Here is a 25,043-nt window from a genome sequence, read left to right on the forward strand (position 1 = left end):
TCCATACGAGGATCACATGAACTCGACGCTCGAAGGCATCGCAGCCGTCCAAGACCGGCCGCCCCGCTCGGCCACCCCGTTCCGCGCCGGCCTGCTCGGCATCGCGGCCGGCCTGTTCGCGCTGTGGATCACGCGCGACCAGCCCGCGCTCGACGGCGCCACGCGCGCGGTGATCGCGAGCCTCGCGATCATCGGCACGATCGCGCTGCACGAACTCCTCATCTCGCGCGTCTACCTGCGCCCGAGCGCCGGGCTGTCGCGACAGGCCGTGCGGCCGCTCGGCATCGCCCGCGTCGCGGTGCGGCTCGGCGCGCTCGCGTCGGTCTACGCGGGCATCGGCATGCTGTACTGGCTGCTGCCCGAGTATCACGGCGCGTTCTACCAGCCGTTCTGGTCGCTGCTGCGCTCGCTCGCGCCGTACGTGATCGCCGCCGCGCCGTTCTACTTCGCGTGGATGGATCGCCATCAGCGCGAAACCGACGACGCATACCTGCTGTGGGGGCGTTTCCTGTTCCGCGGCGAACGGCCCGCGAGCTGGCAGCCGGTGCGCGAGATGCTCGCCGGATGGATGGTGAAGGCGTTCTTCCTGCCGCTGATGACGGTCTACCTGTCGAAGGACGCCGATCACCTGAGCGCGTCGCTCGCGAACGCAATGCACGCGCCGATGTCGCTCGCGCTGTTCGTGTTCATGTACGACCTGTCGTTCACGATGGACCTGATGTTCGGCACCGTCGGCTACCTGTGCACGTTCCGCCTCCTCGACAGCCACGTGCGCACCGTCGAGCCGACCACGCTCGGCTGGCTCGCCGCGCTGATCTGCTATCAACCGTTCTGGTCGCTGATCTCGAGCAACTACATCCGCTACGAAGGCTCGCTGTTCTGGGACAACTGGCTGCTCTCCGCGCCGGTGATCCGCGTAATCTGGGGCGCGACGATCATCGCGCTGCTGCTGTGCTACGCGCTGTCGACGATCTCGTTCGGCCTGCGCTTCTCGAACCTGACCAACCGCGGGATCATCACGTCCGGCCCGTACCGCTTCACGAAGCATCCGGCGTACATCACGAAGAACCTGTCGTACTGGATGGTCTCGGTGCCGTTCGTCGAGCCGCTCGGCTGGCAGATCGCGCTCGCGCATTGCTCGGCGCTCGCCGCAGTGAACCTGATCTACTACCTGCGCGCGAAAACCGAGGAGCGCCACCTGATGCGCGACCCGGACTATCGCGCGTATGCCGCGTGGATCGCCGAGCACGGGTTGTTCGCACGGGTGCGGCGGGTGTTCGGGCAGCCGCGGGCGGCCTGATGGGTCGCCAGTTATCTCTAAATTATCCAAACTTGCGGCCTATTGTCGCGAAACGAAGCGAATTGACGCCTTTCCCGCCCGATCGGATTGCCGACTCGGCCGCAACCGCGTATGGTGCGTTCCGTCCGCAAGCGCGGCGGCTCGCCGGGCCACCTGACGCCAGCCCCGCCACGGACACCCGACCGTCGTCCACGACGACGGCCGCGCGGGCTTCGGCCCGCCGTTCACCGTCTCCGCGACGCCGCCCGTCGGCGCCGCGCATTCATGAGGGAAGAGGCGTGATACACAAAGTCCTGATCCTGATCGCTCTCTGCATCGCGGGCCTCGCCGCGATCGCCGCCGGTTTCCAGCACATCCCCAGCTGATTGGCGGCCCCGGCTCGCGCGTCGAGCCACGGGGCCGCGTTCTCCATTTCCCCTCGCCATGACCCATTCATTCGACTCGCCCGACACGGCCTTCCTTTGCCATGCGTATCGACGTACAGCACTGCCAGCACACCATCGACGATGAACTCGACACGCTCCACGCGCGTCTCCATCAACCGGGCCACCGCCTGTACGGCCTGCCCGCCGTCACGCTCGGCGCGTCCGGGCTGATCGTCCGCCACCGCGAGGCGGACGGCGAATACTTTCTTTACGTCGAGGATCCGGCGGCCCGGCAGCTCGCCGGGTACACGGTGTTCAACCGGCTGCCCGAAATCCCTCGCCGCGCGGATCGCTACCTGCGCGCGCCGCATTCCAAGTTTCGTATCGCGTACCAAAGGCGCGGCCTCGCGAGCACGCTCTACCGCTGGGGGCTCGACGCGGGCCTGTGCCTGATCAGCGGTGCGCGGCAATCGCACGGCGCGGCGCGGTTGTGGACGATGCTGGCGCACGATTATCTGCACGGGTTCGTCGATGTCGAAGGGCGGGCGCTGCGGTATCTGGGCGAGTGCGTGCCCGATGACGTGCACGGTGCGCTGCATACGCGGCGTCTGTTGCTCGGCACCGGGTGGACGGTGGCGGACTTCGCGGCCGTGGCGGGGATGAGCGATGCGCCTGCGCCGGCCGAGGATCGGGATGCGCACGCGCGCAAGCGCTGGCCGGCGTGGCCCGTGGATGACGCGCGTGAATCGATATGACCCTGCGTGTACCGGCTTTGGGCGCACACGTATCACTTCACCCCGCCGGCAAAAACGCGGAAAGTTTCGGACAGGCGCCGTTTATCGAAACTTAACTTATATCCATATTTGCCTGAAAATCACTTATAGGGCTGCTCTAACTCCACTCTCAACGGAAATCACCCTTCCCACATTCAAAAAGTGACGCCCCTCGCTCCCAAGCAAACCCATAAGCCGATCTGATGCATTACCGAACCGGCAAGTAGCCGGCAAACAGCATGTCAGGCTTACCCGATACTTTTCGATCCAGCCTGACACGGTGCACTGCATACGCGCCGCCTACTGCCGGGAAGCGGGTGAACAGTGGAAGATTTCGCCGCGGCGACATGGAGGACAGCCAGGACAACGCCAGCGTGCGATTGAAATCGCCTATATGAACACATGCTGGCCGGCCTTGCCGGAGGGAGAAATGCAATCGGGATCGAAACGGGACGTACGGGCGGATGGTCGTTGATGTGTCACGCCAACGGCGTTGTCACAATCCCGGGAGAAGAATGAAATGCAAGGCCGCCATCCCGGCTCGCCTGTCACGGCACATCAATTCGAACCCACCGGAAAAATCTTCAATTTGGCCATCAGCATGATCAAATACCGGATTTTCCTCACAGTATCTCCACACTCTGGACCAGAACATCCTTCAGCTTCACCCCTTCAACTTCCTTATAGATATCCTCGTCGATCAAAATCCCCAAGCCGGTACAAGAAATTGGCGCATCGGGGCATTCCGATTCCAGCAAAAACCATGGCGCCCTCTCACGCCTTGACTCAAAACCACATTCATTGCAAACAACAAGCCGCTCATTTTCAGGGAAAGGAACACCTTTGAAAATACTTGGCTTTTTCCCTCTCAACGTTACATATCCATACTTTCCTGAAAACGACTTATAGGGCTGCTCGAACTCCACCCCACCCTCAACGGAAATCACCCTTCCCACATTCAAAAAGCGACGCCCCTCGCTCCCAAGCAAACCTATAAGCCGATCTGACGCAATACCCGGAACCGGCAAGTAGCCGGCAAACAGCATGTCGGGCTTACCCGATATTTTTCGATCCAGCCTGACATCAATCTCACGATCAAATATCTTTAACCTACGACAACTCCCGCAAAAAATTTCAGCATTGCGATTCAGCCAGTCCTGATCGAAATCATATCGATCCATTCCAGAATAATAAAGGTGATATAACTCTCGCTTCCTCATGGGTAAACCTTGAAATTTCCGTTAACAATATTTTCCCACACCGCACTCGTCAAATTCGTACCATGCGTGGCATCAACCGAACGAGCCGCATCAAGCACCGCATCCAATGCTTCCTTTTGCATTCCCGGCGTGTTGGCCATTTCAACCGCCCAATCTGCGGCTCCCCCTCCTCGACCTCCGCCTCGCATCCCGAACAAATCCATAAGACGCTTGTTCAAGGCTCCATGAAAGTCGACGTGCGGATCTTTCGCGAGAGCGATGAGGTTTTGCTTTTCGTTACCACCCAGGAACTTGGGAATAGGATGGTGTTTTTGGGATGCACCGCAAAACCACCCGACCGGATCGGACCACCGCACTGAATTGGGCGCATACGAGTAAAGATTCTCGCCCCCCAGCACCCCAATCGGATCCTGATTGACGAACCGCCCCACGTCCGGATCGTAAAACCGGAACGTGTTGTAATGCAGCCCGGTACTGTCGTCCGCATACTGCCCCGCATACCTCAGCGGCTGCTCGGTGCGCGGCGCCACCAGTTCCCGATCGCCTGCCTCGACCTTCCCCCACGCCGCATACCGCCCGGCCCACGCAACCTGTCCCGCCTCGTCCGTCACCTCCAGCGGCGCCCCCACCAGATCCGTATGGAAGTGGTAAATCCGCGCCGCATGCCTCGCCTGCTCGATCGCGACCGCCGCCACCGCATCCGCGATCACCGCGTCGACGCGCGCAACCGGCGAATACGGCGCATTCGGGCTATACGCATAGCTGCTGACGCCCGTCTCGCGAATCTCCTGCGCGAGCCGCAGCCCCTCCCACACGAAGCGCTTGCGCGCCTTGCGGAGTTCGACGCCCCGGACATCGAAATACGTCTCGCTCTTCGCCGTCCGCCTTCCGAGCGGGTCGTACTCGAACCGCGCCTCGACCGCGCCACGCGCATCTTCCGTGCGGACGGCGATCAACCGGTCCTGCCCGTCGTAGCTGAAGCGCTGCGTCCGGTTCGGCCCCTGCTGCTTCGTCGCCAGGTTGCCGAACGCGTCATAGGCGAACCGCAAGTCCTGCCACATCCGCAGCCGGTTGCCTTCCACATAGCCGCGGCTGAGGCGTTGCCGGTCATCCAGCAGGTTGCCGGCCGCGTCCCACGCAAATTCCTCGAGATGCCGGTCCGCCGCGCGGTACTGACGCACCAGTTGCCCCGCCGCATCGTAGCCATACTGCGTGCTGCCCCGCAGGCTATCGTGCATCTCCGTCAGTTCGCCGGCCGCGTCGTAGCCGTAGTTGCGCCACAACTGCCCGCGCATCCGCCCGGTCGTTTCCGGCGACATGCCCGCCGCCTGCCACAGCTTGCGCCCCAGCAAGTCATAACCCGACCGTTCCATCAGGCGCCCTTGCGTCCGCGAGATCTCGCGATGCAGGTCGTCCCGTTCGAAATCGCTGACCACCTGGTCGCCGCAGCGAATCTGATGCACGTGCCCGGAACCGTAGCGCAGCATCTGCAGCGTCTGCGCATGCGGCAGCGACAGCGTCGACACGTTGTCCAGCTCGTCGAGCCCATACCCGACCGCGCCGTTCACGCCATGCTCGGCAATCAGCCGGCCGCCCTTGTCGTATTCGAACCGGACCACATCCGGCCCGATGCCGAGCGCCGCACCCGCGTCCGTCGGCGCCCGCTCGACCGCCAGCAGCCGGTCTCCCGCATCGCGCTCATAGCGGGTCACGTCGGTCGGCGTGTGCTGCGCCGTCAGGTTCCCCATCGGATCGCGCTCGAAGCGGATCACCCGCACCGGGCCTGCGTCGCGACGATTCGCCGGGTCGGCCGCGCCGACGATCGTCAATTCCCGCAGCCCGCCCGCGTCGTCGTACGCGAAGCGCCGCGTCACGCCGTCCGGCCGCGTTTCGGACGCGAGTCGCCCGCCCGCGTCATGAGCGAACGCATAGCGGGCATGCTCGTTCAGCAACTCGAACAGGCGCCCTTCCGCATCGTAGCGATACTGCAACCTGCGCCCGGCCGGGTCGATCGCTTCGCACAACTGGCCACGCGCATTGCGACGCCACTGCCGGATGCGTCCGCCCGGCCCGACCTGCCGCACGAGGAGCCCCGCCGCATCGTATTCGAAGGATTCCTCGCTGCCGTCGGGATAGGCGATACGCACCGGCTCGCCGGTCGGGCGCATCGCATACGCGACGCGCTGCCCCAGTGCGTTGACCGTCTCGACCGGCAATCCGAATGCATCGAATGCGTAACGCGTCGTCTTCCCCGAGCAATCCGTATATGCAATCAACTGGCCCAGCCGGTTCCACGCCAGCACCTTCCGCCCGCCGCGCGCATCGACATGCGCGTCGGGCTGCGACGTCAGTCCGTCGGGATACGTGTACCGGTTGGTCCGGCCGAGCGGATCGCGGCCGAGCACGAGACGCCCCTGGCGATCGTATTCCGCCTGCCAGACGCCGCCGTCCGGCGCGGTGACTTCCACCGGCCGCAGGCTGTTGCCGTCATACCGCGTGCGCGTCGTGCGCCCGAGCGGATCGGTCTCGGCGACGATGCGTCCCGCTTCGTCATATTCCAGCGTCACCTTGCGTTCGCCCGGCAGCAGGAACGCGGTCGGCATCCCGGCATCGTCGTATTCGACCCGGTACTGCGCGCCATCCAGGTCCGTGCATTCGACGATCTGGAAGCGCGCGTCGTAACGCCAGCGCGCCGAGCGTCCGTCGGCATGGCGAACCCGGCTCTCGCGCGCGTCGAGGTCGTATTCGAAGGTCCAGCGCTCGCCCTCGCTGGTCTGGGTCGCGACGACCCGCGGCTGCCCGCCGATCGTCGCCCACGTGTAGCTCGACACGAAGCCGAGCGCATTCGCGTGGCTCGTCATCAAGCCGTCGGCATACGTGAAACGCCGCACGACGGCGCCGTTGGCGTCTGTCACCGACGCCATCTGCCCGTGGTCGTCGTAGCCATAGGCCACCGCGAGACGGCGTTCGTCGCCATGCACGAGCGTGATCGTCCCGAGCCGCCCGTGGACGGCCTCGTAGTCGAGCACCGCCTGAATGCCGCCGCAGGTGAGGATCTCGCGCACGCGCCCCTGACTGTCGCGCTCGAACTGCATCCACTGCCCGGCCTGATCCTCGATGCGGCGCACCCATGCGATCCGGTCCGTATCGGGATCGAGCCGCCCGAAATCGCAGTATGTTTCGCCGACGTCGTGCAGCACATAACGGCCATCGGGCGTGCAGGTGAGGTAACGCTGCTCGCTGTCGCTGAACGACGACTGCCCGCTGCGAACCAGCGGAAACCCGCTTTCGCGCCCTTGCGCGTCCGTGTACCAGAGCCGCCCGTCGCGCGCCTGCAGCCGCAGGTCCCACGGCAGCACCCAGCCGCGGCCGAGCGTCCCGACCTGGTCGAGGTGGCTCGAGTAGAAGCGCTTGATCGGGACCGGCAGCGGGCTCGGAATCACGTAATCGGTTTCCGCGTCGGCCAGCAGGACCTTGCGCCCCGTCGTCACGTCGACCGGGTTGCCGAACAGGCCGCCGATCGCGCGGTTGATCGCGGGCCCGGCCACGTAGCGGCTGACGACTTCGCCGAGCACGAAGCCGCCGATGAACTTCGCGGCGCACGGCAGCACCGCGCGCGACAGTCCGCCCGCGGCCTTGACGAGCCCCGCGAGCCCGCCGACGAGCCCCGCCAGCGCGAAGGCCCAATCGACCGCGGTGCGCAGCCACGGCGGCACCTCGTCGTCCACCGGCAGGTAGGTCTGCGTGCCGCCGTGAACGAACGTGTCGTGCGAGCCGTCGCCGATCGCCGCGCCGCACGTGATCTTGTCATCCTTGCGCGCGGCGGGCCGCCCGTTGATGAAGACGTTGGTCGAGCCCTGCGCGACGAGCGGCACCGGATTGTGCTTGTCGCACATGACGCCGCTCAGCGTCGCATACGCGGCGGGCCGGCCGTTGATGAAGACGTTCGGCGAGCCCGACACGATCGCGCCGGACGTCGACGTGAACATCTTGCCGATCGCCTCCCCCAGGGACAGGATCCCGCTGGCGCCGACGCCGGCCGCGAGGCCCGCCAGCAGCGCGACGCCGAAGCCGCACGTGAAGGTCGCGAACGCGACGGCGGCGATCAGCGCAATGCCGATCACGGCGCCGATCAGGAACCCCGTCAGCGCGCTCGTATGCTCGATCGGATCGGTAACGCGTGCGGCCTCGAACATGATGTGCTGCCCTCGTCAGGCCGGCCTGGGTTCGCCGGTCTCGCCGGTCTCGCCGGTCTCGCCGGTCTCGCCGGTCTCGTCCGCCGGCCGGTAGTCGTCAAGCCAGCCGCGCCATAGCGCGTCCATCTCGTCGTTGAAGGTGCGCGTGCCCGAGGCCGTGAAGATCAGCACGCGCCCGGGCGCCACGATGAAAGCCGCCTGCCGCTGGTACACGAGCCGTGCGCCGTTGCGGTAGCTCGCGTCGATGCGTTCGCCGGCGAGCGCCCGGTCGTCCGGGCCGAGCCGTTCGGCCTGCCGTGCGATCAGCTTGTGCCCCTGCAGGCGCGACTTGAGCAGCGCGAGCTGCCGGTCGACATACGGCGCGAGCGTCTCGCCGTCCTTCAGCCAGTCGCGCGCGACGCTCAGGTTCGGCTGGTTCGCCGGATCGGCCGGCACGAACACGTTGGTGGTGCGGTCCTCGAAGCCGGCGGGCAGCGTGATGCTGCCTTCGTGAATCCGGATGCGGTTGTCTGGATCGGTCATGCGGGTCATCGGACGAATCTTGAGGAATGGATCGGTGTTGCCGGCAGGCGCATCGGATCATTGGTACGGAAACGCCCTCGCCCGGCTTACTCCCCCTGCTTGGGCTTGAACGCCACGGACGCGAGACAGCCTGGATTGCGCTCCGTGAAACTGAACGACAATTGCCCCCACGGCAGGCGCGCAGAATGCGTCGTGGCCTCGTCGAGCGAGCGCCCGCGCGGCACGTCGGTGATCTCGAGCCCGCCGTAGTGCCCGCGCACCGCATCCAGTCCGACACACGGGCCGCCGAGACGCAGCACCATGAAACCGGGGTGCGCGCCCTGGCGCTTGATGCGCAGGTCCACGTTCTCGATGACCACGCCGTCCGTCAGCTTGACGGGCGTGCCCTTGAAGAACTGGAACACGTCGCTGCCTTCGTCGTCGGTCTCGCTCAGGCGCGTCGACAGCGTGTTTTCGATCCCGGACTTCGAGAACGGGACTTGCCGTGCCAGCGCGTCGATCGCTTGCCACAGCGTCATCTTCGGTTGCGTCATGTGTGAATCCTGTACGTTTTTTCCATCGGCCTGGCCGCATCCGGCCAGCCAGGCCGCGACGCCGAGCGTCATCAGAACCCGTCGCAAGTTACTTCTTGGGCGGGAAATTCTTGTCATACCAGCCTCCGTAATACTCCGCATAGGGTTGTTTCGTGGTTGACGTGATTTCCCCCTTGCCGAATTGCGCGCCGATCGCACGTCTCGCCGCGTCGGCGTTGCCGTCCTTCAGGAACTGGTCGTAGGCCTTGTTGTACGCCGCGTGATTGGCGCTGTTGCCGGCAATGCCGATGTCCTGGCCGCCGTTGGCGAGGATTTCGCGTTGCGCCTTGATGTTGTTCAGCGTCGCCGCGCCCTCGTCCGCCAGTGTGCCATCGACGTACGCGGCTTTCGACGAATAGTCGGGCTTGAACGGATAGGTCGCGTGCCCGGCCTCGTGCGCGAGCGCCTGGGTCGTTGCCGCCGTGTTGCCCTTGAGGTTGCCGTCCAGCGTGACGGTCTGCTCCCCGCGATTCGCGAACGAGCCGCCGCCGGGCGCACCGTACTTGAACTTCCAGCCGTCGTCCTTGAGCTTCTTCAGGTCGCCTTGCAGCCCCGGCGATTTCGCCGCGAGCTTGTCGACGTCGTCGCCCAGGCCGGTCTGCTGCGGCGCGGCGGCGGCGCCTGCCGCACCCGCGCCTGCACCCGCGCCTGCACCGGCGGCTCCGGCCGCCGCTGCCGCATCGCCGCCGGCCGCGCCGGTCCCGCCCGGCGGCGCCGACGCGCCCCCTTGGTTCAGGTGGATGACCGGCCCGTCGATATAGATGCCGCTCGCGTCGATGAGGATGGTGGACGCGCCATGCGTCAGCTTGATGCTGCCCTTCGTCATCGTCACGACGCTGTCGCCGACCCGGTGCTCGATGCCGTCGCTCGCTTCGTGACTTTGCGTGCCGGGGCCGGCCGCGTTCGCCACCGCCTGGGTGTTGATCACGTTGGCGGTCGACGAGCGCGTCAGCGCGATCGTCTCGGTCAGGCTGCCCTGCGCGACGTGTTTCGTTTCATCGCCCTTCAGCACCGACACCTTCCGCGCACCGCCCTCGACCGTATGCGATTCGTTATCCTTGACGACCGTGTTCATGTCCTTCTGCGCGTGCATGAAGAACTCTTGCGCGCCGTTCGCATCCGAGAAGCGCAGCTCGTTCGAGCCGGCGCCCTTGTGCGTCTGGCTCTTGATCCCCATCGTCTGGCCGCCGCTGCCGTGATACGGGTTGCCCGAATCACCGTTGAACACGCGCCCGACCACGACCGGGTTGTCCGGATCGCCCTCGTTGAACGCGACGATCACTTCCTGCCCGATCCGCGGAATCGCCGCGCCGCCCCAGCCCTTGCCGGCCCACGGCTGCGACACGCGCACCCACATCGAATCCGAACCGTCACGCTTGCCGCGCCGATCCCACGGGAAATGCAGCTTCACGCGGCTGCCGTCGGTATGGATCTCCTCGCCCTTCGGCCCGACCACCATCGCCGACTGCGTGCCGTGCATGGACGGCTTGCGCGTACGCCGCTCCGGCCGGAACGGAATGTCGAACGGCAGGCACGTGAACGTGTTGTGGTACGGCAGCTCGGCACCCTGGCGCGTGTAATCGTTCACCGCCTGGTGGCGCACGCGCAGGATCACGAATTCCTTGTCGTTGTAGCTGGACGAAGCGTGATTGACGAGCGTGAACCGGCCGTTCGTCGTCATCCCGCGCGCATACCCGGCACCGTTGAAGCGCCGCGCCTGCGCTTCTTCGGCTTCCATCGCGTAACGCGCATAGCGTTCGCCGTCCTCGCCGTGGTCGTACAGCGAGTGGTACTGATAGCGTTCGGTGCCCTGAATGTTGTCGTGCTTGAGGCTGACGGTCGGCACCTCGACATGCATCAGGCTCGACGACGGCTGGTTGTAGTTGAAGTCGCGGAACGTGATCTTGCCGACCCGGAAGCTGAACGCCTCGTCCCACCGGTCGATGCCGTTCAGTTCGCTGGCGGCGCTGTCCGCGTAGTACGGGATCGTCTCGAGATTCGGGATCGGCCGGAACAGCGAATTGCTGTCGCCGATCACCAGCACGTGCCTGTCCTTCTCGAAGCGGAACGTCCAGACGAGCCCCTCCTGCTCCATCAATCGCGTGCAGAAGTGGTAGTACGACTCGTCGTACATCACGATGTATTCGAGCGGCGGCCGCTCGCTGCGGATGTCGAATTCGAAATCCGCGAACCCCATCTCCTGGAAAATCTCGCGCAGGATGTCCTGCGGCGCCAGGTTCTGGAAGATCCGGCAGTCCGTCGAGCGCGTGAGGAACCAGAACCACGGCACGACCGACATCTCGTAGCGCGTGACCGTGCCGGAATTGCCGACCCGGCCGAACGACGCGACGTAGCCGTCGAAATAGCGACGCTCGTCAGTCTCGGCCGACGCGGCCACGATCTTCGTCAGGCTGAAAGTCTTGCCCTGCGGATCCAGCGCGATCTTCACGCGCTGGCCGACGATCTGCTCGGGCCCGATATTGTTCCGGTGAGACAGCAGGTCGAGGTGAATCTCCGGCAACTGGTTGACGTGCTCGTCGATCACGGCGGCGTTGACGAGCAGCACGTCCTGGCCCAGCGGCGTGTCGAGCGTGACGTAGCGGTTGTCCTGGGTCAGTTGCGGGCGCCCGCCCGTCACGCTGTTGAGTGCGTCGGCGATCGATTCGGGGGTCTTGCCGAGCATCGCCATGCCGGTTTGTGCGAGCTGGACGGCGCTTGCCGCGCCGCCGAGCAGCCCCGCGCCCGGCATGCCGGTCAGTGCGCCGAGCTGCCCCGCCATGCCGGCGATCGAGCCCAGGCTCGCCAGGCCGCCCGCCGTCGCGGGGACGGCGCCACCGGCCAGCCCGCTGGCGCCCCTGTCTTCCACGAAACTCATGATTAACCTCTTTCTTCTATTCGGGCGGGCCGATTGCCGAATTCGCAATGCGCCCGGCTGCGAGGGTCTCTCAGTTCCTCGCGCGTCGCCAAATATAACAAATTGGAGGAAAATTCATAAGCATTTCGGAGTATGTAACGCTCGTTTAAATCACCGTGGCGCTCGGCGGTTCAGCCTCCTCCGTCAAACAGCGCCAGTGATCGGCCGTGCACTGGCTACAGGCCGTTGTGCTGCAATGCGTCAGGCAATCGCCGGCCCGCCGCGCATGAATGCCTGTCATTCATGTGTCACGCCCATATACGTGAATCGACTTCGACGTCTTGATAACCGGCCGTTAAATTAATACCGATCAAAATCGGGTTTTACGCAACCCGATTGTCATATTTACCGATTCATTTGAAGTCCGGTTTGATAACCCGGAAGATTCAATCGCCCCATTCATGCATGATTGGTCGATTGACGAGAAATGAATGCCGCCGCCGCGTGACGGCACGACACCGGCACGGAGGCCGTGATGCGTGCCGCTAGCGCGTCTTGCCCCGCGCCGCCTTCTTCGCGCCCTTCGCGCGCGGCGCTTCCTTCTCGGCCTGCGCGCCGCCGCCCATCAGATCCTCGAGCCACGACAGCGCGTCCACGTACGACAGGAACTGCTGGAGATAGCCCGGCGACAGGTCGCGCATCAGCGACAGCGAGCGGTGCACGAGGCTGCTCGAATTCAGCGGGCCCGCATTGCGCGGCACCTGGTCGAGCGCCTGGCGATACTGCTTCTCGGTGCGGACCTTCGACCACGTCTCCCGGAAGAACTCGATCATGGCCGGATCGATGCCGGCGCGGTCCGCCTGCGCATCGCGCGCGAGCTGCGCGACGAGCGCCGCCAGCGCGCCGCGTGCGGGCTCGCCGGACGCGGGTTCGCCGCGCGCAGGCTCGCCGGGCGGAATGCCCACGTCAGCCGCATTCGGCGCACCACGTTCGACGATATCGGCATAGCCGGCGAGCAGCGTCGCCAGCCGCGCGTCGAGCAGGCGCCGCGTGTCGCCGTCGTGGCCGGCCGCGCGACGCGCCAGCGCGTCCATCAGGTGAAACCGCACCGGGTCGAGGCGATCCGCGCCCTGCTCGCGCCACGCGTCGAGCATCGCGCGGGCCTGCGTCGCGTCACTGCCCACGCCGGCCCCCGTTCGACGCCGTGCGGCGCGGCACCGGCGCGATCTCGACGCGGCGGTTCTTCGCGCGCCCCGCATCGTCGGCGTTCGAGCTGACCGGCTGCTCCGAGCCGAATGCGGCGGCGAACACCGACGCGCTCGGCACGCCCGCGTCGATGAATGCGCGCGTGACCGTCAGCGCGCGCTTCGCGGACAGCTCCCAGTTGTCCGCGAACTGGCGGTTGCCGGCGTGCACCTGCTGGTCGTCGGCGAAGCCGCTGACCATCAGGATCTCGTCGCGGTTCTTCAGGTACGCGGCGAGCGGCCCGGCCAGCGTCTTCAGCAGCTCGCGGCCCTCGGGCTGCAGCTGGTCGGAGTTCAGCGCGAACAGCACGTTGCCGGCGATGCCGATGCGGCCGTTCACGAGCGTCACGCGGCCGGCCGCGAGCGGGCCGGCCAGCGCCTGCTCGAGCGACTTGCGCTGCTGCGCTTCCTGCTGGCGCTGCCGCACCGCTTCCTCGAGCTTCGACGTGAGTTGCAGCTGCATGCCGATCACGCCGACCAGGATCAGCACGAACGCGCCGAGCAGCACCGACATCAGGTCGGCGAACGCAGGCCAGACCGGCGCGGCCGATTCCGCGCCGCCGTCGATTTCGTCGTGCATGCGTTACGCTCCGACGGACGCGCGCCGGCCGGCGAGCTGTTGCAGGTCTTCGACGATCTGCTTCTGCGACATCATGCTCAGGTCGATCACTTCGCGCGCCTGCGCGACGTAGTATTCGAGCTGCTCGTCGCTGCGCACGAGCGACTTCTCCAGCGCGGCCTCGATGCGCTGCAGGTGGGACAGCAGCTTGTCGTTCGATTCGCCGAACGCGTGCACGGCCATTCCGAACGCGTCGCCGAGGCTCGCAACCTCGACGGCGCCCGCCGTTACCTGCGCCGCAACCGCGTCGAGCTTGCGGGTTTCCGCGTCGACCGTGTCGTTGAAGCGCGCGCCCACGCGTTCGAGCAGGCCGGCCGACGTGCCGACCAGCGCGTCGACCGCGCTGCGTTGCTCGGTCGATGCGTGGTTGACCGCGTCGAGCAGCGTTTCCAGCGTCGCCAGCAGGCGGCTGCGCTCCTCGAGCATCGCGGTGTCGCGCACCATGCTGTCGGACAGGCGCTGGCGCAGTTCGGCGACGACCTCGGCCGCGGCCTTCGGTGCCTCCGATGCGGCCTGCACGAGGCGGGAGATCTCGTTGATCGTGTCGCTCGCATGCGCCTGCGCGTGCGCGGTGATGTCGTTCGCGGTGCGGGCAAGCGTGTCGCAGATGTCCTGCTGGCGGCTCGCGGCCTGCGTGCTCGCCTGCGCCCACTCGTCGCGCAGCGTCGCGGCCATCGACGCGAGCGACGCGTTCCATGCGGCGAGGCGCTGTTCGTCGCGCGATGCGAGTTCGGCCTGAAGCCCCGCGTGAGATTCGCGCATCGTGTTCAGCAGCGATGCCGAATGCTGTTCGAATGCCGACGTCTGCGCGCCGATGTCGCTTGCCGATTGCGCAAGCGCGTCGATGATCTTCTGCTGGCGGCTCGTGTGATCCGCGCTCGTCTGCGCCCATTCGTCGCCGAGCTTCGCCGCGATTGCTGCAAGCGACGCATTCCATGCGGCGAGGCGCTGCTCGTCGCGCGATGCGAGTTCGGTCTGCAAGCCCGCGTGCGATTCGCGCATCGTGTTCAGCAGCGATGCCGAATGCTGTTCGAACGCCGACGTCTGTGCGCCGATATCGCTTGCCGATTGCGCAAGCGCGTCGATGATCTTCTGCTGGCGGCTCGTGTGGTTCGCGCTCGTCTGCGCCCATTCGTCGCCGAGCTTCGCCGCGATTGCTGCAAGCGACGCATTCCATGCGGCGAGGCGCTGTTCGTCGCGCGATGCGAGTTCGCTCTGCAAGCCCGCGTGCGATTCGCGCATCGTGTTCAGCAGCGATGCGGAATGCTGTTCGAACGCTGACGTCTGCACGCCGATGTCGCGCGCCGATTGCGCGAGCGCGTCGATGATCTTCTGCTGGCGGCTCGTGTGATCCTCGCTCGTCTGCGCCCATTCGTCGCCGAGCTTCGCCGCGATCGCTTCAAGCGACGCGCTCCATGCCGCGAGACGCTGTTCGTCGCGCGATGCGAGCTCGCTCTGCAGGCCCGCATGCGATTCGCGCATCGTATTCAGCAGCGATGCCGAATGCTGCTCGAACGCCGACGTTTGCGCGCCGATGTCGCGCGCCGTTTGCGCCAGTGCATCGCTGATCGCCTGCTGGCGGCTGGTCTGGCTTGCGCTCGTCTGCGCGAGGTCGTCGCGCAGCGCGGCGGCCATCGCCGCGAGCGAGTCGCGCCATGCCGCGAGGCGCTGTTCGTCGCGCGACGCGAGTTCCGTCTGCAGCCCCGCGTGCGACGCGCGCATCGTCTCCAGCAGCGACGCCGAATGCTGCCCGAACGCGGCGGCGGCCGTCTCCAGCGCGCGCGCGTTGTGGCCGGCCATCGTCTCGCCGGCCTGCGCCTGCTGCGCCAGCGCGTGCCGCCACGCGTCCGACATCCGCTGTTCGGTCGCCTCGAGGCGCGTCGCGACGCCGTCCAGCAGGTCGGTCGAGCGCTGCGCGAAGGTGTCGGTGAACTGGCCGAGCGTGGCGCGCAGCTGCTCGGCCGATGCGTCGTTCGAACGCTGCTGGTCCGCGAGCGCGCGGTTCCAGATGCCGGCCACGTTGTGGGTGGTCGCCTCGAAGCCGCTCGCCAGGCCATCCAGCTGCCGATCGACGGCCTGCGTGACGGTGTCGCGCAGTACGGTCATTTCGCGCGTGAGCCCCGCCATCGTCGCTTCCATCACCGGCTGCAGCGCGGCACCGGCCACGCGGGCGCTCTCGGCGGCGCTGTCCTGCAGCGACTGCCCGACCGACGACGCGAGCCGCCCGTATGCGTGCTCGGTCCGGTCGAAGAAGGCCTGCTGGCTCGCGGCCTGCTGCTCGTGCAGCGCGACGCTGCGCTGCTCGAGCGTCGTCATCATCGTCTGCAGCCGGTCGACCAGCGCCGGCATCACGTCGGCCTGCCGCTGCAGCAGCCGGAACGACTCGTCGCGGCGATGCGCATGCGAATGCACGCGCAGCGTCGTCGCGATCTTCGCGTCGAGTTGCTGCGCCGCATCGATGCGCTCGCGGCGCAGCAGCGCGGACAGCAGCCCGAGCATCGCGGACGTCGCCACCCCGGCGATCGACGTGCCGAACGCGAAGCCGAGGCCCTTGACCGGCGCGATCAGCGACGCGCGAATCGCGTCGAGGTCGGTCGCGCTTTCCAGCGCGGCGCCGGTGCCCTTGAGCGTCACCACCATCCCGAGCAGCGTGCCGAGCATCCCCAGCAGCACGAGCAGGCCGACCAGGTAAGGCGTGAGCGACGGCCCCGGCAGCGCCGCGCGGGTGCCCTCGATGCGCGCGCGCACCGCGCCGCGCAGGCCCGGGTGCAGCGTGTCGAGCCACGCGTCGAGCGCAGCCGGCGGCTCGGACAGGCCGGCCACCGCGCGCGAAAGGGTCGCCGTGGCCTGCCGGTAGCGCAGCAGTTCGAATCCGCCGGCGAGATAGCAGGCGGCGATCAACAGGGTGACGGTCGCCGCCACCGGGTTCGACGCGACATAACCGGCGCCGATCCAGCACACCGCGATCAGACCGGCCACGAATACAACGAGATCAATACGAATTCTGGACATAACGTCTTGTTTAGCTGGCGCGAAGGGCTTCGAGCAGCCCTTCCACCGTTTGAAACCGAACTTCGAGCTCGGCGAGCAGCACGCTCTGCATATCCTTGCGGAACACGTCCAGCCATGCGCCGGACGTGACCGCCGTGTTTCCCGATTCCTCGACATCGCCGAGCGCCTGCCGCTCCGCGTCGCGCAGCCGCTCGAAGTGCGCGCCGAGCAGCGCCGGCACGGTGGCCAGCAGGCTGCGCTCGCGCGCGCCGAGCACCCGCTCCATGATCGCGTCGAGCGTCGCGAGCCGCGCCATGCCGGGCGTGCGCGCCGCGAGCGCGACCCGCAGGCGGCCGCGCAGCTGGCCGATCGCCGTTTCCATCTCCTGCTGCAGGGACAGATAGCGCTGCCGGAAATCCGCGAAGTCGGCCGTGTCGGCGGCCGGCGCCGCCGGCATCGCGCCGTTGCGGCGGCTCGCGCCGGCCGCGCGGCTGCGCGTCACCGCCTGCGCCAGCTCGTGGCGCACGCGCGCGCACTCGCGCTCGGCGTCGCCGCCGGGCGCGCGCGCGCCGCCGGCGAGCGCAGGCGGACTGCCGTTCAGCGCCGAGGACAGCGTGATCGCGTCGGTCCAGCCGAGCCATTGGCTCAGCCGGTCCGCCAGCGTCTGCCGGGATTCGGGTACGTCGGCATCCGCCAGCCGCGCGAGCAGGCGAACGAGCGTCGGGCCGCTCAGTGCCGTGCGCTGGGGGGCTTGCACCATGCTGCAACCGTCAAAAAAGGCAGCAGTTTACACGTCGGCGCGGGGTCCGCCGCCGGATTGCGCCCGGCGGGTGCGGCAACGCACCGCGGCAGAGCCCGCGAACGCCCGCCGGACAAGGCTCGCAGCGCGATCGGCGGCGGCCGGCGCTCAAGAATCCGGCGCGCCGGACCGATAAACCGGACACGGCGGGCTTGCCCCGCGCGTCTGCATTGCCGGCCCGACTCGACTCCACACGATGCTTCCCGATTTTGCCCTGCGCTTTCTCGACCGCTTCCGCAAGCCGGTCACCCAGCAACAATTCGCCGAACGGCTGACGAACGCGCTGCGCGCGGCCGGCGACACGCGCGCGTGGATCTACGAAAGCGACAAGAGCCGCCTCGTGCAGTCGGACACCCGCTCGAACGTGATCAACCTGCACAACCTGTTCCGCGACTACGTCGGCGCGAAACCGGCGGACCGGCAGGCCACGCTGGCGCGCCAGGCGAGCGGGATGCTGCAGCACGCCATTCCCGCCGCGTTCGCCGAGGCGAAGGCGCAGCTGCGGCCGGTGATCCGCAGCGCGACGGAGCGCGGCGTGATCGACCTGCAGATGGAGACGCGCGCGAACCGGCCGGCAATCGCGCACCGGCCGCTGTGCGAGAACCTCGAGATCGGCATCGCGTACGACAGCGAATTCACCGTGACGCGGCTGACCACGGCCAAGCTGGACGAATGGGGCGTCACGTTCGACGACGCGTACGACGTCGCGCTCGACAACCTGCGCGCCGCTTCGTCGCGCGCGTGGCTGCCGCTGCAGCACGGCGTGTTCCTGTCGCAGTTCGGCGACTACTACGACGCGGCCCGGCTGCTGCTGACCGACCTGCTCTACCGGCAGCCGATCGCCGGCGCGCCGGTGGTGATGGCGCCGAACCGGTCCGTGCTGCTGCTCACCGGCGACCGCAACGCGGCGGGGCTCGACACCCTGCTCGGGCTCGCCGAGCAGGCGCTCGCGCAGCCGCGCCCGCTGTCACCGCTGATGCTCCGCTGGGACGGCACAGCCTGGCGGCAGTTCGTGCCGGACGCGCTCGCGCCGAGGCTGCAGCAGCTGCGCGTGAACGAGCTCGCCGGCGACTACCAGGACCAGCAGGCGCTGCTGAACGAGGCGCATGCCCGCGACGGCGTCGACATCTTCGTGGCGAAGTACGGCGCGTACCAGCGCCCGAGCGGGGAAGTGTTCAGCGTGTGCGTGTGGACCGAAGGCGTGCGCGCGCTGCTGCCGGAAACGGACTGCGTGGTGCTGTACCGGCAGTCGACCCGGCAGTCGGCGTACGTGCCGACGGCGGAGCTGATGCGCGCGTGCGGCGGGCTGATGAAGGCGACCGGGCATCGCCCCGTTCGCTACGAGGTCGACGCGTTCCCGGACGACGCGGTATTCGGCGCGTTGCTCGCGCAATATCCGGAATGCTGAGCGGATGAACGGCGGCGCAGGCGGATGCGGCGCCGCATCATGCGTCGCCCTTCGCACCCCGCGTCAGTCCCCGCTTTCGGCGCGGTCAGGATCAGCCGCAGCCCGAGCGCGGAGATCGCGCCGGCCGCGGCGCGGTCGACCCATTTCTTCGTGCGCAGATACCATTCGCGCGGCCGGCGGGTCGAGAAGCACAGCGCGACGATCGTGCAACGGCGCCACGCGAGCGGCCATGCTGCCGGTTCCCCGCCGCAACCTGCCCCCATTCGACCGCGCCTGTACGCGACACGCGCGGCCCCGAAGCGGCCGACTGCCTTCGGCGCGCGGCGTCGCAAGGACTGACCCAGCCGGCCAGATCGACAAGGTCTACCATAGACGAACCGTGCGCCGCGAACGCGGCCCGGCCGGCACGCATGATGCTTCCGTCATGCATCGTTCACGACGCAACGCACCCGCAGCGCAGGAGAACGCCATGGCCCAACGCTTCGACGCAATCATCATCGGCACCGGGCAGGCCGGCCCGCCGCTCGCCGCCCGGCTGTCCGGCGCCGGCATGAACGTGGCCGTGATCGAACGGGGCCGGTTCGGCGGCACCTGCGTGAACACCGGCTGCATTCCCACCAAGACGCTGATCGCCAGCGCGTACGCCGCACATCTCGCGCGGCGCGCCGGCGAATACGGCGTGACGCTCGGCGGGCCGGTAACGGTCGACATGAAGCAGGTGAAGGCGCGCAAGGACCAGATCTCCGGGCGGTCGAACCACGGCGTCGAGCAGTGGGTGCGCGGCCTCGAACACGCGACCGTGCTCGAGGGCCACGCGCGCTTCGACAGCGCGAACACGGTGCGTGTCGGCGATGCGCTGCTCGAGGCGGAACGGATCTTCATCAACGTCGGCGGGCGCGCGCTGGTGCCGCCGATGCCCGGTCTCGACCAGGTGCCGTACCTCACCAACTCGACGATGATGGACGTCGACTTCCTGCCCGAGCATCTGGTGGTGGTCGGCGGCAGCTACGTCGGGCTCGAATTCGGCCAGATGTACCGGCGCTTCGGCTCGCGCGTGACGATCGTCGAAAAGGGGCCGCGCCTGATCCGGCGCGAGGACGAGGACGTATCGGATGCGGTGCGCGAGATCCTCGAGCGCGAAGGCATCGACGTGCAGCTCGATGCGAACTGCCTGAGCGCACGGCGCGACGGCAGCGGCGTCGTGGTCGGCCTCGATTGCACGGGCGGCGCGCGCGAAGTCGCGGGCTCGCACCTGCTGCTCGCGGTCGGGCGCGTGCCGAACACCGACGACCTCGGGCTCGAACGCGCCGGCGTCGACACCGACGCGCACGGCTACATCAAGGTCGACGAACAGCTGCGCACCAGCGTGCCCGGCATCTGGGCGATGGGCGACTGCAACGGCCGCGGCGCGTTCACGCATACGGCCTACAACGACTACGAGATCGTCGCGGCGAACCTGCTCGACAACGATCCGCGCAAGGTGTCGGACCGCATCCCCGCATACGCGATGTTCGTCGACCCGCCGCTCGGCCGCGTCGGGATGACCGAGGCCGAGGCGCGGCAGTCGGGCCGCCGGCTGCTGGTCGGCACCCGCCCGATGACGCGCGTCGGGCGCGCGGTCGAGAAAGGCGAGAGCCTGGGCTTCATGAAGGTGATCGTCGACGCGGACAGCCACGCGATCCTCGGCGCGTCGATCCTCGGCGTGACCGGCGACGAAGTCGTGCATGCGCTGCTCGACGTGATGGCCGCCGGCGCGCCGTACACGACGATCAGCCGCGCGATGCACATTCATCCGACGGTGTCGGAGCTCGTGCCGACGCTGCTGCAGGATCTGCATCCGGTGCCGTAGCCGGCGCGCAGCACGCACGCCGGCAGGTAGGCGAACACGGCCGGCGCCACGGCATTCGAGCCGTCGATCGATCGCGCCTTCGCGGTTCGCGCAGATCGCCGATGCGCGCCGGTACATGGAGGCCGGCGCAGGCGCCGGCCGACAATCAATGGAAGCCTGCCGCCTTCAATGCGTCTGCGGCCATGTGCGCGCCAAGCGCAAACAACATGGCACCCATCGTCCATCGCTGAGCCAGCAGGAGCCCCGGGCGACGGGCGAGGAACGCCGCCATGCCGCCGGAGCAGATGGCCACGAAGCCATTGACCAGTGCGAACGCGACGATCAACGACGCACCGAGCACGAGCGACTGCCTGAGAACGCTGCCGTCCTGCGCGTTGATGAATTGCGGCAGGATCGACAGAAAGATCATCGCCAGCTTCGGATTCAGCAGACTCGTCGCGGCGCCCATCGCGAAGAGCCGGCGTGGCTGTTCCCGGCGCAGCTCGCGCACTTCCAGCGGAGAACGGCCGCCGGGCTTCACGGCCTGCCACGCGAGATAGAACAGATACACGGCGCCCCCGGCGCCCAACACGCTGCCTGCATAAGGCACGCTCAGGAACAGCGCCGTGATGCCGAACGCTGCGCCGAACATGTAGAAGAGGTAGCCGAGCATGACGCCCGCCAGCGAAATCAGCCCGGCCGAGCGTCCTTGCGCAATCGAGCGCGACATCACGTAGACCATGTTCGGGCCCGGCGTCACGGCAATCATCCCGCCAACCGCCAGAAATCCGTAAATCGATGCCGTTCCCTGCATGGTCGTGCACTCCGCTCGTGATCGTCGAGCGTAGTATCGGGTCGATGCATAACCACGTAAAACGAATTAAACTGAAGCGATTGCTCAGATTTTCTGAATAGAATGAAGAAGCTCGATCTGGACGTGCTCGAGATGCTCGTGGCGGTTGCCGATACGGGATCGTTCGTGCGTGGTGCGGAGTCCGTGCACCGGTCGTCGTCGGCGGTCAGCATGCAGGTCAAGGCGCTTGAAGAAGCGCTGGGAAAACCGCTTTTCGTACGAAGCACCCGCAACGTCACGATTACCGCGGAAGGCAAGACGCTCGTGGACTATGGCCGCCGCATGCTGGCGATGCGGGATGAAGCCTGGGCGTCGGTCGTGCGCCCCGAGATCAAGGGCCGCGTCACCATCGGCGTGCCCGACGACTACGCCGCGTCGCTGCTGCCTCAGGTGCTCGGAAAGTTCGCGGTTGCGCATCCGCGTGTCGAAATTCGGGTCATCGGCCTGCCCAGCAGCGCGCTCGTTCCCTTGCTCAAGGACAACACGCTGGACCTCGCCTGCATCACGAAAACGAGGGGCGTGGCGAGCGAATTCATCCGCTTCGAGCCGATGGTGTGGGCCGGGTCGCCCGCAAGAAAGGTGTGGAAGGAACGCCCGCTTCCGATCGCCGTTTTTGCCCATGGCAGCACGGCGCGCGCCAATGCCGTCAGCGCGCTTCAGCGCGAGAACATCAAATATCGGATGTCTTACGAAAGCCCGAGCCTGATGTGCCTGATCAGCATGGTGGAGGCGGGACTCGCGATCGCCCCCCTCGCAAAGTGCAGCGTGCCGGGGCATCTCGTTCAGCTATCGCAGAACGAAGGGTTGCCGCCGCTGGATGAACTCGAAGTCGTCCTGGCCCGAAGCGCACGGTCCGGCCGGCCGCCCTGCGATTTTCTCGCGGAGCAGATTCTCGCGGAGATGAGCGCGTGAGCCGGTCGCGCGTTGACGCGCTCCAGCACCCTGCCGTGCGGCCGCACGTCCGGATCGCGGAATGCCGGCGGCGGTAGTGCGATCAGCACGTCGATCGCTTAGCGCAGCACCTTGGCAATCGTGGCGTGTTGCCCTGTTCCGGTTCGATGTGATGACGCGTCGCGCACGCACGCTCACGCGCCGATGAACGCGCCGTCGCGCGCGACGATCCGCCCGTTCGCGACGACGAGCCGGCGCACGGGCCGCGCGACGATCGCATGCGCGACCGTCTCGGCGTCGACGAGCACGAGATCGGCGCGCGCGCCGGCGCGCAGCCCGTAGTCCGCGAAACCGCAGCCGCGCGCGCCCGCATCCGTCACGCAGTCGAGCGCGATCGCCAGATCGTCGTCGCGACGCAGGTCGTAGCGCATGCCGATCAGCATCGCGCGTTCGAGCATGTCGGGCACGTTGTACGGCGACCAGGTATCGCGAATCCCGTCGTTGCCGCCGAACAGCGTGATGCCGCGCTCGCGGCACGTCTTCAGCGGCGGCACCGGGCACGACGCCGGCGCGGACGTCAGCAGCGCAACGTTCAGGCTGGCGATCCGGTCGAGCAGCGCGTCGCGTTCACGCTCGGGCAGCGCACCGAGACAGAACCCGTGGCTGACCACCACCTGCCCCTGCATCCCGTGCGCCGCGACGCGATCGAGCAGCAGGTTCAGCGTGAATGCGCCGACCTCGCCCGGTTCGTGCAGGTGAATGTCGATCGGCTTGCGGTGGCGCTCGGCGAGCGCGAACGTCGCATCCAGCGAGCCGGCCGGATCACGGTCGATCAGCGCGGGATCGAGCGCGCCGAGCACGTCCGCGCCCGCGTCGAGCGCACGCGACAGCAGCTCGACGGTGCCCGGGCGAATCAGCATCCCCGACTGCGGGAACGCGACGATCTGCATGTCGAGCGCGTCGGCAAGCGTCTGCCGCGTCTGGAGCACGCCGTCGAGATAGCGCAGGCCCCCGTCGGTATCGATGTCGACGTGGGTACGCAGCCGCGTCGTGCCGGCCGCGACGAACGCGCGCGACAGCGCGAGCGACTGCGCGGCCGCGTCGTGCCCCGACGTCTTGCGCCATTCGCGCTCGTTGCCGATGCGGTCGGTGAGCGCGGGGCCGACTTCGTTGCGGTACCACGGGCGGCCCCAGTTGCTCTTGTCGATGTGCGTGTGCCCTTCGACGAAACCGGGCAGCAGCAGCGCGCCGCGGCCGTCCTCGACCGTCGCGCCCGGCGCCGCCGTCACGCCGGGCCCGATGGCCGCGATCCGGCCGCCTTCGATCGACACGGCCGCCGCACTGCCGTCCGGCAGCCGGACGTTGGAAATCAGGAGGGAAGAAGAAGTCGTCATGTGGATTCGGCCGTCGTCGAAAAACGGGCCGGCAGCCTGTGCTGCACGGCGGTGATCGCGATGAAAACCAGCGCGTTCGCGAGCAGCGCGCGCAGCTGGATCAGCTGTATGGTATCCAGCCGCAATTGCACTCAGAAATGAAATGTTCAACTGAAGATCAGTTGGAAATCGAATGCCAGCCGATGGTTCGACCCTACAAGAAAAACGAAAGCGCACGCAAGTAACGGGGCCAGGGTGTCAAAATGGCCCATCGATGCACGTACCCCAGCGGCGGCGCGCCCCAAACCCCATCGCCGATCCACGCCTCATGACCATCCGCACCCGTATCACCGACGACAACCCCGTGCTGCTCGACATCTGGCACCGCGCCGTCAAGGCGACCCACGCGTTTCTCAGCGAGCAGGACATCGCCGGGCTCTACCCGCAGGTCCGCGATCTCTATCTGCCGAGCGTCACCATCTGGGTGGCCGAAACCGGCGACGGCCGCATCGCCGGTTTCATCGGCACGAACGACGCGCAAATCGAAATGCTGTTCGTCGACCCGGACCGGTTCGGCCAGCGCGTGGGCACGCGCCTGCTCGATCACGTGCGCGCGCAGCACCCGCACCCGACCGTCGACGTCAACGAGCAGAACCCGGGCGCGCATGCGTTCTATCGCCGCTACGGCTTCCGGGACATCGGCCGCTCGGAAACGGACGCGGCGGGCCGGCCGTTCCCGCTGATCCACATGAGCTATTGAACGGCGCCCGCGCACCGCAATTCGAAACGATTCGCGCAATTACGATCAATATCGTCAAATTTAAATAAGTTCAATAAATGGGCAATGTTCGCTAATTCATAAAAATCCGCGCAACCAAAATTTAATTATTCGATTTCCCTCAGCGCAACGAAGCCTGAAAAACTCAACAAATCCGGCTGTTTAGTGGATACAAGGTAAAAACGATCCGCATGATTGCGCTCGCTAAAGTCGTCAATTAATATCCAATCCACTTGAAAGGCATCGACCGATTAATGCCGGACAAGCAGCGGCGGACAACCCGCCGCGTTTCCATGTTGAAAATCTCGTGTTCACCCAACCAGGAGAATTGACATGCAGGAAAATCAGCAAATCGACTTGCTCGAGTGGATGAAGGAAGACACGCATCCGCAGGCCGTCGACATGATGGTCGAGGACGCCGTGGTGCCGTTCGGCACCGCACTCTGGCCGGTCTGAG

The 25,043-nt window shown here is 66.9% G+C and carries 19 protein-coding genes and 1 pseudogene; 7 read left to right on the plus strand and 13 right to left on the minus strand.

From position 1 onward, the window contains the following. The first annotated feature begins 16 nt into the window (after window positions 1–16). Together HWY45_RS03175 and HWY45_RS03180 are read left to right on the plus strand one after the other, a co-directional pair. Window positions 17–1,300: an isoprenylcysteine carboxylmethyltransferase family protein gene (locus HWY45_RS03175; RefSeq protein ID WP_059886435.1), complete on the plus strand. Its 1,284-nt coding sequence runs from the start codon at window positions 17–19 to the stop codon at window positions 1,298–1,300. 466 nt (window positions 1,301–1,766) lie between these two features. Further along, complete coding sequence (locus HWY45_RS03180) at window positions 1,767–2,420, plus strand: hypothetical protein (protein WP_059886433.1); 654 nt, start codon at window positions 1,767–1,769, stop codon at window positions 2,418–2,420. Window positions 2,421–3,061: 641 nt separating this feature from the next. Here the strand turns inward: HWY45_RS03180 and HWY45_RS03185 are convergent. The 9 genes from HWY45_RS03185 to HWY45_RS03225 form a co-directional block, all read right to left on the minus strand. Then, window positions 3,062–3,658: a hypothetical protein gene (locus tag HWY45_RS03185; protein ID WP_150999340.1), complete on the minus strand. Its 597-nt coding sequence runs from the start codon at window positions 3,656–3,658 to the stop codon at window positions 3,062–3,064. Beyond that, window positions 3,655–7,854 carry an RHS repeat-associated core domain-containing protein gene (locus tag HWY45_RS03190; protein ID WP_230946907.1) on the minus strand — a complete coding sequence of 1,400 codons (4,200 nt, stop codon included), beginning with the start codon at window positions 7,852–7,854 and terminating at the stop codon, window positions 3,655–3,657. The genes HWY45_RS03185 and HWY45_RS03190 overlap by 4 nt, the downstream gene beginning before the upstream one ends. Before the next feature lie 15 nt (window positions 7,855–7,869). Continuing rightward, window positions 7,870–8,376 carry a DUF1795 domain-containing protein gene (locus HWY45_RS03195; RefSeq protein ID WP_059886432.1) on the minus strand — a complete coding sequence of 169 codons (507 nt, stop codon included), beginning with the start codon at window positions 8,374–8,376 and terminating at the stop codon, window positions 7,870–7,872. 86 nt (window positions 8,377–8,462) lie between these two features. Next, a complete protein-coding gene (locus HWY45_RS03200) occupies window positions 8,463–8,909 on the minus strand; it encodes a hypothetical protein (RefSeq protein WP_059886457.1) in 447 nt (148 codons plus the stop codon). A gap of 88 nt (window positions 8,910–8,997) precedes the next feature. Then, complete coding sequence (locus HWY45_RS03205) at window positions 8,998–11,823, minus strand: type VI secretion system Vgr family protein (protein ID WP_059886430.1); 2,826 nt, start codon at window positions 11,821–11,823, stop codon at window positions 8,998–9,000. 524 nt (window positions 11,824–12,347) lie between these two features. After that, complete coding sequence (locus HWY45_RS03210) at window positions 12,348–12,986, minus strand: DUF2894 domain-containing protein (protein WP_150999436.1); 639 nt, start codon at window positions 12,984–12,986, stop codon at window positions 12,348–12,350. Beyond that, window positions 12,976–13,626 carry an OmpA family protein gene (locus HWY45_RS03215; protein WP_059564078.1) on the minus strand — a complete coding sequence of 217 codons (651 nt, stop codon included), beginning with the start codon at window positions 13,624–13,626 and terminating at the stop codon, window positions 12,976–12,978. Before HWY45_RS03215 ends, HWY45_RS03210 begins: the two co-directional genes overlap by 11 nt. Before the next feature lie 3 nt (window positions 13,627–13,629). Continuing rightward, window positions 13,630–16,677: a DUF802 domain-containing protein gene (locus HWY45_RS03220; RefSeq protein WP_176118348.1), complete on the minus strand. Its 3,048-nt coding sequence runs from the start codon at window positions 16,675–16,677 to the stop codon at window positions 13,630–13,632. 10 nt (window positions 16,678–16,687) lie between these two features. Then, window positions 16,688–17,416 carry a DUF3348 domain-containing protein gene (locus tag HWY45_RS03225; RefSeq protein ID WP_059886426.1) on the minus strand — a complete coding sequence of 243 codons (729 nt, stop codon included), beginning with the start codon at window positions 17,414–17,416 and terminating at the stop codon, window positions 16,688–16,690. A 235-nt stretch (window positions 17,417–17,651) separates the two neighbouring features. On the opposite strand from HWY45_RS03225, the gene HWY45_RS03230 reads away from it, so the two are divergent. Then, window positions 17,652–18,863 carry a DUF1444 family protein gene (locus tag HWY45_RS03230; protein ID WP_059886424.1) on the plus strand — a complete coding sequence of 404 codons (1,212 nt, stop codon included), beginning with the start codon at window positions 17,652–17,654 and terminating at the stop codon, window positions 18,861–18,863. A 68-nt stretch (window positions 18,864–18,931) separates the two neighbouring features. Here the strand turns inward: HWY45_RS03230 and HWY45_RS03235 are convergent. Beyond that, window positions 18,932–19,069 (minus strand): annotated as a pseudogene (locus HWY45_RS03235) (LysE family translocator); the annotation flags it as partial. Between the two features lie 263 nt (window positions 19,070–19,332). On the opposite strand from HWY45_RS03235, the gene HWY45_RS03240 reads away from it, so the two are divergent. Beyond that, window positions 19,333–20,712: an FAD-containing oxidoreductase gene (locus HWY45_RS03240; RefSeq protein WP_059886420.1), complete on the plus strand. Its 1,380-nt coding sequence runs from the start codon at window positions 19,333–19,335 to the stop codon at window positions 20,710–20,712. Between the two features lie 145 nt (window positions 20,713–20,857). Here the strand turns inward: HWY45_RS03240 and HWY45_RS03245 are convergent, their stop codons facing one another. Beyond that, entirely contained in the window at window positions 20,858–21,505 is a 648-nt protein-coding gene (locus HWY45_RS03245) for a LysE family translocator (RefSeq protein WP_059886418.1), read from the minus strand. A 102-nt stretch (window positions 21,506–21,607) separates the two neighbouring features. Here HWY45_RS03245 and HWY45_RS03250 point away from each other — a divergent pair, with 102 nt between their 5' ends. Beyond that, a complete protein-coding gene (locus HWY45_RS03250; protein WP_059564084.1) occupies window positions 21,608–22,456 on the plus strand; it encodes a LysR substrate-binding domain-containing protein in 849 nt (282 codons plus the stop codon). A 173-nt stretch (window positions 22,457–22,629) separates the two neighbouring features. Here the strand turns inward: HWY45_RS03250 and HWY45_RS03255 are convergent, their stop codons facing one another. Both HWY45_RS03255 and HWY45_RS37115 read right to left on the minus strand, forming a co-directional pair. Next, a complete protein-coding gene (locus HWY45_RS03255; RefSeq protein ID WP_059886417.1) occupies window positions 22,630–23,829 on the minus strand; it encodes an amidohydrolase family protein in 1,200 nt (399 codons plus the stop codon). Further along, window positions 23,826–23,954 (minus strand): hypothetical protein, encoded by a 129-nt coding sequence (locus tag HWY45_RS37115; protein WP_269114083.1) that lies wholly within the window; start codon window positions 23,952–23,954, stop codon window positions 23,826–23,828. The genes HWY45_RS03255 and HWY45_RS37115 overlap by 4 nt, the downstream gene beginning before the upstream one ends. A 182-nt stretch (window positions 23,955–24,136) precedes the next feature. Between HWY45_RS37115 and HWY45_RS03260 the strand changes: the two genes are divergently transcribed. After that, complete coding sequence (locus HWY45_RS03260; protein WP_059886415.1) at window positions 24,137–24,568, plus strand: GNAT family N-acetyltransferase; 432 nt, start codon at window positions 24,137–24,139, stop codon at window positions 24,566–24,568. A gap of 351 nt (window positions 24,569–24,919) precedes the next feature. Further along, a complete protein-coding gene (locus tag HWY45_RS37120) occupies window positions 24,920–25,042 on the plus strand; it encodes a hypothetical protein (protein ID WP_017330456.1) in 123 nt (40 codons plus the stop codon). The last annotated feature ends 1 nt before the right edge of the window (window position 25,043 follow it).

The sequence above is a fragment of the Burkholderia stagnalis genome (genome assembly GCF_902830275.1).
Classification (GTDB): Bacteria; Pseudomonadota; Gammaproteobacteria; order Burkholderiales; family Burkholderiaceae; genus Burkholderia; species Burkholderia stagnalis.

Coding starts and splice junctions, on each gene's coding strand:
- HWY45_RS03250 (WP_059564084.1), top strand. CDS start 21,608: ATGAAGAAGCTCGATCTGGACGTGCTCGAGATGCTCGTGGCGGTTGCC.
- HWY45_RS03175 (WP_059886435.1), top strand. CDS start 17: ATGAACTCGACGCTCGAAGGCATCGCAGCCGTCCAAGACCGGCCGCCC.
- HWY45_RS03190 (WP_230946907.1), bottom strand. CDS start 7,854: ATGTTCGAGGCCGCACGCGTTACCGATCCGATCGAGCATACGAGCGCG.
- HWY45_RS03255 (WP_059886417.1), bottom strand. CDS start 23,829: ATGACGACTTCTTCTTCCCTCCTGATTTCCAACGTCCGGCTGCCGGAC.
- HWY45_RS03220 (WP_176118348.1), bottom strand. CDS start 16,677: ATGTCCAGAATTCGTATTGATCTCGTTGTATTCGTGGCCGGTCTGATC.
- HWY45_RS03260 (WP_059886415.1), top strand. CDS start 24,137: ATGACCATCCGCACCCGTATCACCGACGACAACCCCGTGCTGCTCGAC.
- HWY45_RS03245 (WP_059886418.1), bottom strand. CDS start 21,505: ATGCAGGGAACGGCATCGATTTACGGATTTCTGGCGGTTGGCGGGATG.
- HWY45_RS03200 (WP_059886457.1), bottom strand. CDS start 8,909: ATGACGCAACCGAAGATGACGCTGTGGCAAGCGATCGACGCGCTGGCA.
- HWY45_RS03230 (WP_059886424.1), top strand. CDS start 17,652: ATGCTTCCCGATTTTGCCCTGCGCTTTCTCGACCGCTTCCGCAAGCCG.
- HWY45_RS37120 (WP_017330456.1), top strand. CDS start 24,920: ATGCAGGAAAATCAGCAAATCGACTTGCTCGAGTGGATGAAGGAAGAC.
- HWY45_RS03225 (WP_059886426.1), bottom strand. CDS start 17,416: ATGGTGCAAGCCCCCCAGCGCACGGCACTGAGCGGCCCGACGCTCGTT.
- HWY45_RS03215 (WP_059564078.1), bottom strand. CDS start 13,626: ATGCACGACGAAATCGACGGCGGCGCGGAATCGGCCGCGCCGGTCTGG.
- HWY45_RS03180 (WP_059886433.1), top strand. CDS start 1,767: ATGCGTATCGACGTACAGCACTGCCAGCACACCATCGACGATGAACTC.
- HWY45_RS03205 (WP_059886430.1), bottom strand. CDS start 11,823: ATGAGTTTCGTGGAAGACAGGGGCGCCAGCGGGCTGGCCGGTGGCGCC.
- HWY45_RS03185 (WP_150999340.1), bottom strand. CDS start 3,658: ATGAGGAAGCGAGAGTTATATCACCTTTATTATTCTGGAATGGATCGA.
- HWY45_RS03240 (WP_059886420.1), top strand. CDS start 19,333: ATGGCCCAACGCTTCGACGCAATCATCATCGGCACCGGGCAGGCCGGC.
- HWY45_RS03195 (WP_059886432.1), bottom strand. CDS start 8,376: ATGACCGATCCAGACAACCGCATCCGGATTCACGAAGGCAGCATCACG.